Origin of the sequence: Brevibacillus laterosporus LMG 15441 (assembly GCF_000219535.2) — a bacterium.
Taxonomy (GTDB): Bacteria; Bacillota; Bacilli; order Brevibacillales; family Brevibacillaceae; genus Brevibacillus_B; species Brevibacillus_B halotolerans.
On record NZ_CP007806.1, the window covers coordinates 4,966,515 to 4,983,321 of the forward strand.

Below are 16,807 nucleotides of genomic sequence, written 5' to 3' on the forward strand. Positions count from 1 at the left end.
CACTTGTCATCTCTCCTTTAGCGATAGTGAACACGTTTTTCCATAAATAAAAAGTGCAGAAGAGTGACCACTCCAATGAGTCCCAATAGTAAAACAGACGCGGCCGAAGCAATCCCCCCATTGTAGAAATCCATTCCCTGTTCATAGATATAGAAGACAAGCATATTTGTGCTATTAACAGGACCTCCCTGCGTCATGATATAAATCGTGTCAAAAACTTGAAAGGAGGAGATGATGTTAATGACCGTTAGAAAAAATAAAGTGGGGGACAGCATCGGCAGCGTAATTTTGCGTAGCGTTTTCCATCTATTTGCCTGATCTAAACTGGCCGCCTCGTAGAGATCTTTCGGTATGCTTTGCAGTCCCGCAATAAAGACTAGCGTGTTATAGCCTACACCCTTCCAAACGCTGACTAGAATGAGTGAAATCAGCGCACTTTTGGTATCACTAAGCCATGTATAGGCTGGTAATCCGATGAATTCCAAAAGAGCGTTCAATAAACCGTACTGCGGGTCCATAAGCCACATCCAAAGCATAGACACTGACACCAGAGAAATGATATGCGGGCTAAAAACCGCGGCTTGCATGATTCCATAAATTTTAGCTGTTCGATTTAGCCAAAGAGCCAGAAAAAATGCTAGCAAAATACTGATAGACACAGTACCAATAGTGAACACAATCGTATTGAAAAACACGAGATGAAAATCTGGTTCATAAAATAGCTCTCGAAAGTTAGCAAAGCCTACCCATTCGATCTCACCCAAATTCAACAACGACCAATCATGGAAGCTAAGATAAATCATGTAACCGATCGGAAATAAGAAAAAAAGCGTAAAAAACAACAAAGCAGGAGTAATGTATGCATAAGGACGCACATGTTCCAAAAATTTTGTTTTCATCATCTGTTCCCGAGACCAGACCGATGGAGTAGGCAGCGATTTGGTTTCTGATGCAGCCACCTTTTCCATTTAGACCAATCCTCCTGCGATCGCAGATTTTTGATAAGGAGGATGGGGAGGATTCTTACGCATTCCTGTAGCTGGATCGAAGAGATACAGGTGTTCAGGAGGCACGGATACAATAACATCGGCCCCTGAGGAAAGAAGCTGGTCTGCCTCCTTTTTGACTACGATCTGATCTGAATCTGTCTGTACGTAATACAATACATCGGAGCCAAGAATTTCCCGCGAAATAATACGGCCTCTACTAGAAAAGTCCGAGCCAGATGATTGCGGCATATGTTCATGTTGTACCAATCCTTGCTCTGTCTTGATCATCACTTTTTCCGGGCGAAAACCTACTAGTAATCCTGCGTGATCCCTCTGTTGACAAATGTTCATAGAAGGGGAACCGATAAACTGGGCAACAAACAGATTTTCCGGCTCATGGTAGAGCTTGATCGGAGAGGCCACCTGCTTAATTTCCCCTTCATTCATGACCACGATTTGATCGCCCATCGTCATTGCTTCTACCTGATCATGTGTCACATAGATGAATGTAGTGCCTAGCTGTTTATGCAAGCTGGTTAATTCTACACGCATCTGATTCCGCAATTTCGCATCTAGATTAGATAAGGGCTCATCCATGAGAAACACCTTTGGCTTTTTCACCATGGCTCTGGCTAAAGCCACACGCTGGCGCTGACCTCCTGATAATTGCGCCGGCTTACGATGCAAGTAATCCTGAAGCCCTACGATTTCAGCGATTTCCTCGACCAGTCTCTTGCATTCCTTTTTTGAAATGCCTCGGTTTCTTAATCCAAAGCCAATATTGTCAAAGACTGTCATCGTGGGGTACAGCGCGTAGTTTTGAAACACCATGGCTAAATCTCGTTTACCGGGTGGTACATCGTTCACCTTTTGCTTACCTATCCAAATTTCGCCTTTGGTCACTCTCTCAAGTCCAGCTATCATTCGTAACGTAGTTGATTTTCCACAGCCTGATGGCCCAACAAGAACGGTAAAGGAGCCCTCCGGAATCACCAAATCCATCCCCTTTACCACCTGTTGATGCTGATAGGACTTCACTACCTGCTTCAGCACAACTTCTGCCACTCTACTCACCCTTTCCTTGTACACTGGCTAACAGCAGTTCATCGACAAGCATTTGGAATGTTTGAAATCGATAATGAGGTTCCTCTTGGATTCGTTGATCTGCTCCGTACCACTCCAACAAAACGCTGCGCACACCTGCCGCACGAGCGGATAACAGATCATACCTGCTGTCACCAATCATGAGTGTCGCTTCAGGGACGGTCCCTAGGATTGCCATCGCCTTCTGTATGGGCTCAGGAGAAGGCTTGCCAAGCACCACATCATCTAGCGTGACCACTGTGTCCATTAGATGCAGAATCGCCGCTATTTCTAGGTTTTGCAAAGCAAGCTCACGTTGTTTGTTAGTGACAACAGCAAGCTGAAATCCTCGTTTTTTGAGTGCCTCCATCCCTTCTCTCACAAATGGAAACAACTGTACCTGTTGGTTGTGGCGTTTCATGTACGTAAAGTAATCCTTGCAATATGCTGTCCGATCCCAATGACTTACTTTGAATTGGTCAGGCAGTTCAGGCTTTTGTACCTGCTGCTCATTGATTTTTGCTTCAACGGCACGTAAAAATTCCTCCAAGGCTTCGCCAAACCGATCTGTTATTTCTCCTCTGGTAAACAAGCCGGGACAATGCTCTTCTATCGTGTAGTAAACCGCATCTATCACACCCTCCCTGCTATCCAGCAAGGTTCCATCCAAATCAAATAGAAGAGTGCTGCAAGTGTTCATTCCCCATATTCTCCTTCCACAACTGATGTTTTCCTACAGATACAGCAATAGCGCCATGCGAAAGAGCAATCACCATTTGCTCCCGCCTCTTGATCAGCCCGCCTGCAATAATTGGCTGTTGAAGCGAATTACGATACTCAATGATATATTCCGGCAGCAGGGCAGGCATGATCTCCACCGCATCCGGTTGAGTTTCCTGAATCGATTGAATTCCAGATTTGAGCGAATCGCTGTCAACTAAGAACAAACGTTGGATCGTAAGCAGGCCATGCTTTTTTGCTAATTTAATCAGCGTATTACGCGTTGCAACAATGCCTGTTGGCTTCACATTCTCGCCTACATAAGCCATTCCTTCCCGGTCGTAGCTAATGCCACCAATGCGCTCTAGGTGAAGAAAAACGGGAATCTGGTGCGATTTAAACAGATCAACGTATCGTTTCATTGTGTTTAGATTCCCGATTGACAACACTACAGCACTGATGGGAGCCTCTAATGCACGTTCCAGCGATTTTGGCTGCTTAATGGATGCAATGATTTTATGCCTTGCTAATCTGGCGTAAAACTCCGCTTGATTCATGTCTGCTATTCGCCTCCTGTTTAAAAAACAAAAAACCTCAAATAGAACCTGCCAATCCACTTTCTTTTAAAAAAGTTTTTGGTAATTTCTATTGAGGTTTCTCCCCAGCTCCAACCTTTTCACTATCTACTTGTTAGTTGTATCGTACCTTTTGTTTTTTAATATGCTGTGTAGGTCCTGTTAAGTTTAGAACAGCATTTTGTTAAGAAAATGAATGTAATCACCATTGATTACCATATTTATCCTAAATATATGCATTAAAATGATAATTTTTTTGTGAAAATAAAGTTTAAATTTCACGTAAAAACGCTCGAAAAACCACCTGTTTTTACACGATTAAATCTAATAGAATCCCTTACATATCATGTTTTTAAAATTTCACAGAAATATCATAAATTTTCAACGAATATTTAACATTGTTATGTACCTTTGAAATAATCCTTCATTTTATTCCCGATTTATCCGATTAATTAATAGAACAGAAATAAAATTCCGCCTCTATTTCCTTTTATTTGGAAAAAGTTGATAGGGGTTACTTGCATGTGGGAGGGAATGCCTTTGTTTCATACAATAAAAGCCAAGTTAATCATTGCATTTGTCTTATGCATCACGATCCCGATTGCCCTTATTAGTAGCATTGTTTACTTGGATATGAAAAGACAGATTCATCAGGACTTCTTGGATGCTAATACCAAGGAAGTAGCCCAAGTGGATAATGGCGTATCTATTTATTTTAATTCCATTCGTGAAAACGTACTCATGCTTGCAAACTCTGCACTGTTGAAAAGAACAGATGCATCGATCAAGTCATATAAGAACGAAACTGGAACAGTTAAAATAGATGCTATGGCAAATGGTGGTTTAGAAGCAGAACTGGCCCAAGAGTTTAAACGCTATATTCAAGCCCATCCCAACACTTCATCGTTATTTATAGGCACTGAGGCTAGCGGTTATACACAGTATCCTGTCAAAAATATGAGCTCACATTATGACCCACGTGACCGTCCTTGGTATACAGATGCTATGAAAGAACCAGGCAAGGCCGTAATCACTGCTCCTTATATCTTGACAGGAACAGAGACTATTGCAGTCAGTATCGTTACACAGCTTCGCGATATGACTGGAAAAGCAGTAGGGGTTTTTGGTATTGATACAAACCTGTTGAATTTAACCGAAGTCTTGAAGGAAATGAAAATTGGCGAGACCGGTTATGTTATGATGATTTCCGCTGAGGGTACTGTACTTGCCAACCCTCAATATCCGGATATGATCTCCAAAAACGTAAAAGATTTGGATAATAAAACATTAGCCCAACTAAGTGAAATGTCGACAGGTCAACTAGAAGTCGTTATGGAAAATCAAAATTATTTAACGAACGTCTATACCTCGCCAAAAACTGGTTGGAAGTATATTTCATTTATTGAACAACGCGAGCTTAATAGCAGCATTGATCATATCTTCTTCCTTATTTTGATCATGAGTGTAATTTTAGGCGTTATTGCTTTGGTTGCATCTATTATTCTAGCTGGTAAGTTCTCTAAGCCAATCGTTACCTTAATTGGTCACATGCAGGAGATTGGAGAAGGTGATTTAACCAAGGAAGTACAGCCTCATTTACTTCAGCGTAAGGATGAGTTAGGTACTCTAGCAAATTCTCTGCAATCCATGCAATTATCTATTAAGTATCTGATTTCAGAGATTGTATCCGCATCCAAAAAACTGGTAGCCTCCTCCGGGCAGGTATCCGCTCATGTGGAGAGTAATATAATTGCTATCGATAAAATTGCTGAAAACGTAAAAGAAGTAGCAAGCGGAGCAGATAATCAGCTCATGCGTACAGAGGAAAGTGCTAAAGGCATGGAGGAAATGGCACTGGGTATTCAACGAATTGCAGAATCCACCTCCTCTATTGCAGAGTTTTCGCTTGATACAACACAAGAAGCTGAGAATGGTAACCAAACCGTACAGCACGCTGTTCAGCAAATGAGCAACATCGGTGTATCTGTCGAGCATTCTCTCTCTGTTGTGAAGGTCCTACAGGATCGTTCTAACGAGATTGTAAAAATTGTAGATATGATTACCGACATCTCCTCCCAAACCAACCTTCTTGCTCTAAATGCAAGCATAGAGGCTGCTCGTGCGGGAGAACATGGTAGAGGTTTTGCTGTTGTTGCGGATGAAGTAAGAAAGCTTGCCGAACAATCTTCAGAATCTGCTGGTAAGATTGCTAGCTTAATCAATGAAGTACACGGAGAAACCAATCGTGCCATGGATTCTATGAATGATGTAAACCATAGCGTCTCGAACGGTGTTCAAATGGTACAGGATTCCGGTGAAGCATTCCAACGCATCCTTCAACAAATCAAAAATATAACTGAACAAATCCATGATAACTCGGCAATTTCAGAGGAAATGTCTGCTGCCAGTGAAGAGATTGCATCTTCTGTAGATGAGACAGCACATATCGCTAAGCTTTCGGCTGACTACATGCAAAATGTGTCTGCATCCTCTGAGTCTCAGGTAACTGCAATGCTGGCTCTTCAAGGATCATCTGAGGAACTACGTCAAATATCTCAGGAATTAACGAGCTTAATTGACCGTTTCCGTGTATAACAGCATATTTATACTCTCTATTTAGCAAGACTTCCATCGCAAATAGTCGGGAGTATCCATGATATTCCCGATTGTTTATAAGAAAACTCACATCATTAAAGGAGAGAAAATCATGAAAAAAACAAACGTATTGCTAAGTGTTGGACTATCTCTATCACTTATGCTAGGTGCAGCACCAGCATTCGCAGCTCCACTATCAACAGCTGCTGCTACACAAATTGCTCAACAGCAATTACAACTGCTTGATAAAGGTAAATGGGCTGACAAAACTCACGCTGCTGTTCAAAAAATGATCGACCAATATGGCGTGAAAAGTCCTAATTACAAAGCAGATAAAAAGCCTTATGCTGTATTTGACTGGGATAACACTAGCATCATGCACGATACGCAAGAAGCGCTTCTTATTTATCAAATCAATCACTTGATCTTCAAATTAACACCAGAAGAATTTGCAAAAGTATTGGTTATGAACGTTCCAAAAGGTCCTTTTGCTGACAAGTACAAAACAGTAGATGGCAAAGCAATCACAATGGAAAACGTTTCTGCTGACATCATTTCTGACTACAAATACTTGTATGAAAACTATAAAGGCTTAAAAGGTAAAAAATCCCTAGAGGAAGTTACTAAGTCTGACCAATTCATCGACTTCCGTACAAAAATGTACTTCTTGTACGAAGCGATCAACGGTTCTCATGGTAGCGATGTAGGTTATCCTTGGGTTCTTTACTTCTTGACTAACATGAGCGTTGATGAAGTTCATGAGTTGGCTGAACGTTCCAATGACTACGGTCTTGGTGACTCTATCCGCAAAATCAACTATACAAGCCCTAAAAAACTGAGCGGTAAAGCTGGCGTAATCAGCGTTACATATACATCTGGTCTTCGTCTGTCTCCAGAGGTTGCTTCCATGATGAATACGTTCCGTTCTAATGGAATTGATGTTTATGTAGTGTCTGCTTCTATGAAAGAAGTAGTAGAAGTATTTGCATCAAATCCTAAGTATGGCTATAACATTCCAAAAGAAAACGTAATCGGTATGGAATTGGAAAAAGACGCAAAAAGCGTTATGCAACCAGTATACAAAAAGAACTGGTACAAAACCGTTTATGGCGGAAAAACAGAAGTAATTAAAGCAGAAATTGCTAAAAAACACGGTGGAAACGGTCCTCTATTCATTGGCGGCGACAGCAACGGTGACTACGAAATGATGACTCAATTCCCTGATACAAAATTAGTTCTAATTCTTAATCTTCTAAAAGAAGGAAATATTGGTAAGGTTTCCAAACAAGCTGTGGATGAAATGAACAGACCAAACCCTAAATACGTACTACAAGGTCGCGATGAAAACACAGGTATGTGGATTCCTACTGAATCATCAATTCTAGTAGGAAAAACAAAAGCTGAGCTACTTCCAAACAAGTAATCAAACATGATTCCTGTGAGATATGATTCATTATACTCACAAATGATTTGTAAAAGACCGTTCCCGCAAGCTGGGGAACGGTCTTTCATTTGGTTGAGAAACATACTGAATGATTCTGGCTAGATTGTACTAATGAATCAGTTGACTTTCCTTAGCTTTTTTCACTAATTTAGCTGATGATCGGTTTATGAATTTCTTCAAAGCCAATCCGATGATCAAAGCAATTCCAGCATAGACAGTCATCATGATGATATCTCTGTTGATAATATCCCATAGAATGCCACCAACCGCTTCTCGCATCATGCTAATAGCATACGTAAAGGGTAAAAATGGATAGATCGCTTGAAAAAATGGAGGTGTAACCTGAATCGGGAATGTCCCTCCAGAGCCAGCAAGCTGGAGTACCAGAAGCACAATTGCCATCGCCTTCCCTACATTTCCAAAAACCGAGACAAGCGTATAAACAATCAGCATGAACACCGCGCTAATGATTAAACCAAATAATACAAACCACATTTTATTTGCTACATAAGCACCCAGTATATAGATATCCCCCATCGTGACCATAACAGACTGGAGCATAGCTAATAGGCCAAAGGTCAGATACCTGCCAAAATAAACCTCGTAGCTTTTAAAGACATGCTTCTCATCATGAACCTCTACGCTTACTAATGAAACAAGAAGCAAGGCACCCACCCACAGGGATAGTGTGGTAAAAAACGGCGACATTGCTGAACCGTAATTCGGAATCGGGAACATCCGATTTTCTTTTAAAATAACGGGTTCTGCGAAAAACTGACTTTCTTTCTCTGCATTTCTCTTCAACAGATCAATTACTTCTTCTAGGTTGCCCTCTTTTTCTAAGGCTCGTATCCGCTTAGCTACATCTTTAATTTTTGCTTCTATCTCAGGAAGATTTTTTTGAAGCAGCAATAAATCCTTGCTTCCCAAAGAAAGTCCCTTCGCGGCATCCTGCAAAATCTGTTGCACATCTGGTATGCTGGCAATTGCATCCTTGATCACCGCTCTTGCTTGATTGGCATCCTGTTTCGCCTTTTCGATGCCTTCCATGATAAGCGGTTCAATCTGCGTATTAAATCGATTGAGAAGATCATCAATCGCCTGCGAGGTATTTCTTGAGAGCTGCATAAACTGATCCACTAGCTGTTGAGCCGGCCTTTCACCGCGATCAAGCGTATCTGCTATGGAGGTGACAATCGTCTGCTGCTTTTCAAACGTTGATTTTATATCTTTAAGCTTATCCGTAACAAAATGCAGTCGTTTCCCAGTCAAATTGGATAGTGGCTCAAACACTCCTATCAAACGATCGGTAACGCTAAGCGCTCTGTCCAAGCGTTCAGCAGTACGATCCAGCTCTACTTTAGCCAAACTTGGCACAAAGCTTACATCTTGCAGTATGCCTAGCAACTTTTCGCTTAGCACAGCGGTTTGTTGAATCAAAAGTAAGTTCTCTTTGATGGTAGGTGTCAGCGTTCCGATAGCATCTGCACTGTGATCCAAGAACTCACCTACGTGAACAGAAAGCTTTTCGGCATCTTGTGCAAGCTGCGTCATTACCGGCAGATTATTTTGCGCCTTCTTTAAGATATCATCCGCTTTTTTCAAATCGGCACTTGCTGTAGAAATCACTTTATGCACTTCCGGGAAGGAGGCTTCTACTTTATATACAAGTTCAATTAGTCGTCTAATCGTTGGTAGCTCGCTCTCTAACTGAATGCCAATCTCGTTAAATATGCGGAAAATGGTGCCGTTGGCTGTCTTGATAAAATTGCGATTGACCTCCTCCGTTACACCACTTGCCCCTTTAGCCGTTATTTTAGGTGAGATAGCGTTGATTTTTTCATTTACGTTATAGATAATTTCCGCCTTTTGCGGATTTTTGGACAGCACTGTTGCGATTCGTTCTGAAAAATTAGCAGGTATGGTGATACTCGCGTAATAATCACCATGCTCTACTCCTCTTAGGGCATTATCCGCATCGGTGAATACCCAGCCTATCTTTTTATTCTCTTGTAACGAGGTAATGATCTCTTCTCCAATATTAAGCTTGTTCCCGCGCAGTTCTGCTCCCTTATCCAGATTAGACACAGCAATCTTAATACCGCTCGTTTGTCCATACGGGTCCCAAGAGGCCTTAATGTTAAACCACGCATAAAGAGACGGTAAGAAAACAAGTCCACAAATAATAATGGCAGCAGCCCAATTCGTCGCAATTTTTTTCACGTCTCTTTTGAATATCTTAAAAATATTATTCATCGCATATCCCCTATAATCTCTAGTCTTTTGGTTAGCTCTTATTGTACCTCTATCTACCAACATATCCAAACAAGAAACCATTTCATTCAATCAGTAATGATTTTATCCTTGTCCACATAGGAATGGATAACAAGGCTATACAGTAAAAGGAGGTCTTCTATGGAGGATCAGGTCACTCCTGGCCATAATCGTTGGCATCCAGACATTCCCGCCACTGTTTCTGTAAATCCTGGAGCTGTCTTTCGAATGGAATGCAAAGACTGGACTGATGGGCAAATCTTAAATAATGACGACCCCAGTGATATTCGAAATGTGAATCTCAACCGTACCTAATGCTTGTTACACACTGTGGCTTCTCACCTCCATTTTTGATCGAGATATTTTACCAAAATAATCGTGTTGAGCGCTCATGCGTGATTCAAAAGAAAGGAGCTATTAATGCCAACCTACGTCTTTCACTGTCAGGATTGCGGCCTATTTGAAGAGACAATAAGCATGAAGCATGCTACCGAAATCATTGATTGTCCGTTTTGCACAAAGGACGCCGTTAGATTGTACACTCGACCCGGATTAATCACTTCCTCCGGCGCATTACGCCAGCGTATTGAACAAAGTGCCATCCCCAAGGTCATACGCCGTGAACATTCGACCACACACTCATGTAGACATTCCTATCCTTCTCACTTTCCGACAGGTGTACCTGCTCCTGCTCCTGCCAAACGGCCTTGGCAAATCAGCCATTACTAGATGTTTCAGCTCCCCCTTTACACATTAGTGAAGGGGGTTTTTGTTGTTTGAGCAGCAGGACTTGCTACATCTTAAGACTTTTGTAAGATTTCCGTTTTATTATTTGTAACAAGTTGTTTGTAAGATAAGCCTATGACACAATGAAAGGAACGTGAAGAAAAGGTGGATAACAGATGCCAAAATATCAAGTACTAGTCGTAGATGACGAAGCAGAAATTAGAGAAGCTATCAAAATTTATTTGCGCAATGAGGATATCGCCGTCTTTCAAGCGAGGAACGGTGTGGAAGCATTAGAGATTCTAGAAACAGAAGATATTCAACTCATCCTACTCGATATTATGATGCCGATTATGGATGGAATTAAAGCTACCTTTACCATCAGAGAAACAAAGAATATTCCTATCATTATGCTTTCAGCAAAGTCTGAAGATACTGATATCGTGCTAGGTCTTAATGTAGGTGCAGACGATTACATCACGAAGCCGTTCAATCCTATTGAATTAATTGCCCGTGTGAAATCCCAATTGCGCAGATATACCAATCTAGGCAATTACAAGGTACGCGATGGTGAAACGACAGTCGGCGGTTTGACCCTTAATACGAATGCGAAAACCGTAACGGTAGATGGTGAAGAAGTTCGTTTGACCGCAACGGAGTATAAAATTCTTGAGCTACTAATGGTCAATAAAGGCCACGTATTTTCTATTGAGGAAATTTATGAAAAAGTGTGGAAGGAGCCTTATTACAATGCGGAAAATACAGTGGCTGTTCATGTCCGAAGAATTCGCGAAAAAATTGAAATCAACCCAAAAGAGCCCAAATATTTAAAGGTGGTGTGGGGCATTGGATACAAAATCGAAGGGTAAATTTATCCCCTTAGTTGCTCTTGTTGTAAGCTTTTATCTGCTGGCTTTACCATTCCTAGCTACGATAGATGTTCTGAATAACATACCGCAATTAAGCAAGGACTATTACTTTACTACCAATGACTTTGGAAGAGATGTGGATCGATTTTCAAATTTATTGGAACGAAGATTTGTAGTTTTTAAAGATTACAAAAAAAAACCGTTTGATGAACAAGGTGAAGCATTTAAAAGGATCGAGTTTAGACTTTCTATACTAGATAATACCTTTCACTACTATATTCAAAATCAACAAACGAAAGATGTTTATAAAAACATAGATAAAACTCCAACTGAAGAAGAATTAAAAACAAGAACACTATTCTATGCAAGATTCCCAATGTTAAATCCACCTGATAATCTTGAAGACATTAATGATCTTTTCAAACGTTTGGACTGGTGGGGGTATGTCATAGTTCCTCTTACCCTAAATGAAGAAAATCTGGAACTTAAATACTATACGCACTTTTTAACAATTAGAGATCGATTGATTAACGAGTGCCTAGTAGGTTTGGTTAGTCTGATAGGAATCATCTCGATTGGTATCTATTTATTCAAACAAAAGAATATAACTGTCCTACTCTTAGAAAAAATGGCACGAGTACTACGCTGTATACCGATTGATATTCGGATTTTCTTATTGGCCATTGTTTGCATAACTACAATCATTTCCTTGAATCGAACATCCTTTTTCTATTTACAGCCTGGCATCGTACATGTTCTTGTATTAACCGGTTTTGCACTACTGTTTGCCTATATCATCTTGCATATCTACGAAGCTTGTTACATTTTGAATAATCGGGAACAGCTCCAGCTTCAATGGCAAAAAAGTTTTTTGCATCAGCTAAAAATTCTCTATCAAGAAAGCACGTTATACAAAAGCTTACTGTTTAAAGTCGTCCTATTAGCTATTTTATCAGCCGGGTTTGGTTTTAGCTGTCTGTTAATTTTCTGGGGAATCCGGGGAATGGTTGATATCCGTCGTATTCCTGTTATCTGTGGCTTCTTTTATAGCCTGTTTTACCTTCTCTTTGTAGTACCTCTTACCCTACGTAGAATAGGTGCCTTAAACAAAATTATGAAAGCTACAGAATATATAGCAGCGGGACAGCTTAGCCTGCATATCGAGGAGCCAAAGGCCGGAAACTTTAAAGAACTGGTCCAGAATCTCAATAATATGCGGGAGGGCTTAAAAAAATCGCTGGATAGCCAGATGAAAAGCGAAAAGTTAAAGACGGAGCTGATCACCAATGTCTCGCATGATCTGCGTACACCGCTTACCTCGATTATGAATTATGTCGGACTTTTGAAACAAGACACACTGACTCCTGAGGAATCAAAAGAATACCTTAACATATTGGACAAAAAAACCCATCGTTTAAAGGTGCTGATTGATGATTTGATTGAGGCATCCAAAGTCGCGAGTGGTGCTGTCGAGATGCATGTAGAGCAGGTAGATATTGTCGCTCTCCTAGACCAAGCACTGGCTGAGTTTACTGATAAGATACCTGCTTCAGGACTAATCTTCCGCCTTCATGTTGATCAGCCTAAAATACTTATGCATGTGGATGGGAAAAAGACCTGGCGTGTATTCGAAAACCTCATTAGCAATGTGATTAAGTATTCCTTGCCTAATACTCGTGTTTACCTCTCCCTGAACGAGGAAGCAGATCGCGTGCTGTTTACGATCAAAAATGTCTCTGCCTACGAAATTAGCTATGAAGTAAGCGAGCTATTTGAGCGTTTCAAGCGCGGAGATCAATCCCGCCATACAGAAGGCTCAGGACTGGGGCTTGCCATAGCCAAGAGTATTATGGATTTGCAGGGTGGGGAATTGCACATCGATATTGATGGTGACTACTTTAAAGTAACGGCGATTTTTCCAAAGCAAATTAGGCATGAGGTCAAATCACAATCATAGCAATTGGCACGTCACGGACAGTAAAAGGAGTTCTGAGAAAAAAAGCGTTTTATTAATAGAAGAAGCACCCTAAACCAGCAAAAGCTAGGTTTAGAGTGCTTCCCTTTTATGGAACCATTATATGATAGTTTGATCCCGCGCAAGCTTAGAATACTTTAGTCGTCCAGGATTCACAATTCCATACATCAGTCACAACATCCTGATAGAACTCTGGTTCGTGGCATATGATTAGGATACTGCCCTTGTACGCTTTCAAGGCGCGTTTTAATTCATCCTTGGCCTCAACATCCAAGTGATTCGTAGGCTCGTCTAGTACGAGTAAATTGGTTTCGCGGTTAATTAGCTTACATAGGCGTACCTTCGCCTTTTCTCCCCCGCTCAACACATCAATCTTACTTTCGATATGCTTGGTTGTCAGCCCACATTTTGCTAACGCTGCACGCACTTCAAATTGAGTGAATGACGGGAATTCCTGCCACGCTTCTTCAATACACGTATTAGGATTGCTTCCTTTCATCTCCTGTTCAAAATAACCGATATTCAGGTAATCACCCATACGTACATCACCGGAGATGGGCTTAATTTGGCCTAAAATACTGCGCATTAAGGTTGTTTTACCAATACCGTTTGCACCTACTAAGGCGATTTTTTGTCCGCGCTCCATATACAATTCAAGCGGACGGGACAATGGCTCGTCATACCCGATAACCAAATCCTTTGCTTCCAAAATCACTTTGCCGGAAGCACGAGATTCCTTGAAGTTAAACTCTGGCTTTGGTTTTTCCTTCGCAAGCTCAATCACATCCATCTTATCCAGCTTCTTCTGACGGGACATCGCCATATTACGCGTGGATACACGTGCCTTGTTACGTGCTACGAAGTCCTTAAGCTCAGAAATTTCCTGTTGCTGGCGTTTATAAGCAGATTCAAGCTGAGCCTTTTTCGCCTCATAGATTTGCATGAAGTTATCATAATCCCCAACATACCTGCCTAGCTCTTGGTTGGACATATGATAAATCAGGTTAATAACGCTATTTAAGAATGGAATGTCATGCGAAATCAAAATAAAGGCATTCTCATATTCGTTTAAGTAGCGTTTTAACCATTCAATATGCTGCTCATCCAAATAGTTGGTCGGCTCGTCCAATAGCAGAATGTCTGGTTTCTCCAAAAGTAGCTTGGCAAGTAGAACCTTGGTACGTTGTCCACCGCTTAAATCTTGTACATCTCGTTCCAAACCAATGTCTTCTAGACCTAGTCCGCGGGCAATCTCATCTATTTTAGCGTCAATCACATAAAAATCATTGTTAGTTAGCGTATCCTGAATGGTTCCCATATCTTCAAGCAGTTGCTCTAGCTCTTCTGGAGTCGCATCGGCCATTTTGTCACAGATTGCATTCATCTCAGCTTCCATGTCAAAAAGATATTGAAACGCTCCACGCAGCACGTCGCGAATCGTCATGCCGCGTTGTAGAACGGCATGCTGATCCAAATAGCCCACGCGCACGTTCTTCGCCCATTCGATTTTCCCCTCATCCGGCTCTAGCTTTCCCGTGATAATGTTCATGAAGGTAGATTTTCCTTCGCCATTAGCACCGATTAAGCCGATATGTTCCCCTTTTAATAAACGGAAGGAAACGTCATTAAAAATAGCACGGTCGCCAAAACCATGGCTTAGACCTTGTACGGTTAAAATACTCATGATTAACTCCTTTAGTTTTATGATTAATTGTTTGCTTGCTTTATAAAAAAAGAATCATTTCTTGCGTAATTGTCTCTCAACGGTGATTTACCCAAATCTACATCTCTATGATTATATCGAAAATCGTGACAGAATGTAGGAAAAGTTTCAAGGGAAATTGATCTTTTTCTCGGAAACTACTGGAATGAAAAAAACCGGAGCACAAATCTCCGGGAAAGCGTAGCTTCCTTGCTTTATTTCACTTTTTTCCTCGTTGTCCTTTTCACCGGAATACTCTGAGCGAAGCAAAATACATTGTGAGGATCGTACTTTTTCTTTACCTGCTTTAAGCGGGCAAAATTGGTCCCATAATAGGCCTGTGGCCAATTTTTGATATGAAGATCGGGGAAATTCACGTAATCCCCAATGACATAAGGAGTAAGTGCTTCTCGAAAGCGATTGACCCATCGTATGCTAGCTGTCTGGAATGATTTATCTCTCCATCTAGCCGAAAGCTCAAATATATATCTGGCCCCTCGATGGAAATAGGCGGTATCCGAGGGCAGGACACGGCCAACAGCTCCCCCTAGGCTTTGACACCACACTGTAGAATGGCGATTTGGGGCGTTTGCCAAAAACTCCTGTAAAACCTTTATCCCTTTAATAGGTAGATTTTTATATGCGTAGGCTCCTGTTATTTTAAATTTTGGCAATAAATTCTCGTCTGATTCAGCAAAGAACTTAACTGCCTCGATATAAGGAACCTGTCGCACTTTAACTTTTATCGGTGAACCCGTGCTTTGGAGGGGTTTTATTAATCTTCTAAGCTCCTTTGCTGTTCCTAGCAATTGTCCCGTTGAAACGATTGTACCTACCTGCTTAGAAGACATTTCAATGGTAGATGTTAAGCGATTGGTTACACTTGGTGCCCAGTGTTGCCATTTATCAAATACCTTTATAAAGTCCTTCCACTTCCACGTAATACTATAGATCGATACGAATTGAATCGGGCGAACTCGGAATATAAAGGAACTAGCAATACCAAAATTGCCTCCTCCCCCACCTTTGGAAGCCCACAGCAGATCAGCATGCTGGCTTGGAGTAGCTTTTAATAGCTTTGCCCCTTTTTTCCCAGAAGCTACCACCATGTTGACTGCTTGCAAATGATCCAGTGTAAGTCCATATTGGCGTGACAGCAGTCCAATTCCCCCACCTAATGTGAGTCCGGCCACGCCCACATCGGCCGCCGTGCCGGCAGGAATGGTTACCCCTTTTTCCCATAATTTTTGATAGACCTCTGCTAACGGTGCACCCGTCTGTACGTAAGCAAGATTACGCTTGCGATCTACAATTATCTTGTTCATCTCGCTCACGTCGATAATAATTCCACCGGTAACGACGGAAAACCCTTCATAGCTATGTCGACCACTGCGGATACGAATGGGTACCTTCCTTTCACGGGCCCACTTAACTGCATTAATGATATCCTTTGTACACTGACAAAACACAATTACTCTAGGAAACTTATTAAATCGACGATTATACTCTGCACGTGCCCGATTATAATCAGCATCCCCCGGGAAAACAATTCGTCCTGTTAGTTTGGTTTTTGATGCGGCCTTTGGTTTTGTTGTGACCTTTGGTTTTGTTTTCACCTTTGATTTTGGTGTTTCTTTTGTAGTAGCTTCGTTCTTTGCTTTTACTATGAACCGTTCTTTAGCCGTTCTTATTTGTTTTGGTTTTAACATGTCATCCTCCTTCTTAGCTCCTAGCTGTCAGGTAGTTCTGACTTACCTCCTTATTTCTATGTGTTCATTCCATAGTTGGACACGGCATCTATCCTAGCTGGAAAGGCCCTCTCTATAAAAAAAACAGCCCGATTTATAATCGGACT

The 16,807-nt window shown here is 41.3% G+C and carries 12 protein-coding genes and 1 pseudogene; 6 read left to right on the forward strand and 7 right to left on the reverse strand.

What is annotated here, in order from left to right; all coding sequences use genetic code 11:
- Window positions 1-17 precede the first annotated feature (17 nt).
- The 4 genes from BRLA_RS21935 to BRLA_RS21950 are packed head-to-tail and all read right to left on the reverse strand — an operon-like array spanning window position 18 to window position 3,349.
- On the reverse strand, window positions 18-968 hold the full coding sequence (locus BRLA_RS21935) for a carbohydrate ABC transporter permease (protein WP_003334131.1): 951 nt from the start codon (window positions 966-968) through the stop codon (window positions 18-20).
- Complete coding sequence (locus tag BRLA_RS21940) at window positions 969-2,054, reverse strand: ABC transporter ATP-binding protein (protein WP_003334130.1); 1,086 nt, start codon at window positions 2,052-2,054, stop codon at window positions 969-971.
- Between the two features lies 1 nt (window position 2,055).
- Window positions 2,056-2,772, reverse strand: a complete 717-nt coding sequence (locus tag BRLA_RS21945) for an HAD family hydrolase (protein ID WP_003334129.1) — start codon at window positions 2,770-2,772, stop codon at window positions 2,056-2,058.
- Window positions 2,744-3,349, reverse strand: a complete 606-nt coding sequence (locus tag BRLA_RS21950) for a glycerol-3-phosphate responsive antiterminator (RefSeq protein ID WP_003334128.1) — start codon at window positions 3,347-3,349, stop codon at window positions 2,744-2,746. Before BRLA_RS21950 ends, BRLA_RS21945 begins: the two co-directional genes overlap by 29 nt.
- A 552-nt stretch (window positions 3,350-3,901) precedes the next feature.
- Here BRLA_RS21950 and BRLA_RS21955 point away from each other — a divergent pair.
- Window positions 3,902-5,962, forward strand: a complete 2,061-nt coding sequence (locus tag BRLA_RS21955; RefSeq protein ID WP_236867703.1) for a methyl-accepting chemotaxis protein — start codon at window positions 3,902-3,904, stop codon at window positions 5,960-5,962.
- Between the two features lie 112 nt (window positions 5,963-6,074).
- Complete coding sequence (locus tag BRLA_RS21960) at window positions 6,075-7,385, forward strand: HAD family hydrolase (protein WP_022586087.1); 1,311 nt, start codon at window positions 6,075-6,077, stop codon at window positions 7,383-7,385.
- Window positions 7,386-7,514: 129 nt separating this feature from the next.
- Here BRLA_RS21960 and BRLA_RS21965 read toward each other — a convergent pair whose 3' ends face one another.
- On the reverse strand, window positions 7,515-9,662 hold the full coding sequence (locus BRLA_RS21965; RefSeq protein ID WP_003334124.1) for a YhgE/Pip domain-containing protein: 2,148 nt from the start codon (window positions 9,660-9,662) through the stop codon (window positions 7,515-7,517).
- A 159-nt stretch (window positions 9,663-9,821) separates the two neighbouring features.
- On the opposite strand from BRLA_RS21965, the pseudogene BRLA_RS23470 reads away from it, so the two are divergent.
- The 4 genes and pseudogenes from BRLA_RS23470 to BRLA_RS21975 form a co-directional block, all read left to right on the forward strand.
- Window positions 9,822-9,989: pseudogene (locus BRLA_RS23470) on the forward strand (acetamidase/formamidase family protein); the annotation flags it as partial.
- A gap of 111 nt (window positions 9,990-10,100) precedes the next feature.
- Window positions 10,101-10,409, forward strand: coding sequence for an FmdB family zinc ribbon protein (locus BRLA_RS23475; RefSeq protein ID WP_003334122.1), 309 nt, complete (start codon window positions 10,101-10,103; stop codon window positions 10,407-10,409).
- A 173-nt stretch (window positions 10,410-10,582) separates the two neighbouring features.
- Window positions 10,583-11,275 carry a response regulator transcription factor gene (locus BRLA_RS21970; protein ID WP_003334121.1) on the forward strand — a complete coding sequence of 231 codons (693 nt, stop codon included), beginning with the start codon at window positions 10,583-10,585 and terminating at the stop codon, window positions 11,273-11,275.
- Window positions 11,253-13,232 carry a sensor histidine kinase gene (locus BRLA_RS21975; RefSeq protein ID WP_003334120.1) on the forward strand — a complete coding sequence of 660 codons (1,980 nt, stop codon included), beginning with the start codon at window positions 11,253-11,255 and terminating at the stop codon, window positions 13,230-13,232. The genes BRLA_RS21970 and BRLA_RS21975 overlap by 23 nt, the downstream gene beginning before the upstream one ends.
- Before the next feature lie 145 nt (window positions 13,233-13,377).
- Here BRLA_RS21975 and BRLA_RS21980 read toward each other — a convergent pair whose 3' ends face one another.
- Window positions 13,378-14,934 carry an ABC-F family ATP-binding cassette domain-containing protein gene (locus BRLA_RS21980; RefSeq protein ID WP_003334119.1) on the reverse strand — a complete coding sequence of 519 codons (1,557 nt, stop codon included), beginning with the start codon at window positions 14,932-14,934 and terminating at the stop codon, window positions 13,378-13,380.
- Between the two features lie 233 nt (window positions 14,935-15,167).
- Entirely contained in the window at window positions 15,168-16,661 is a 1,494-nt protein-coding gene (locus BRLA_RS21985; RefSeq protein WP_003334118.1) for an FAD-binding oxidoreductase, read from the reverse strand.
- Window positions 16,662-16,807 lie beyond the last annotated feature (146 nt).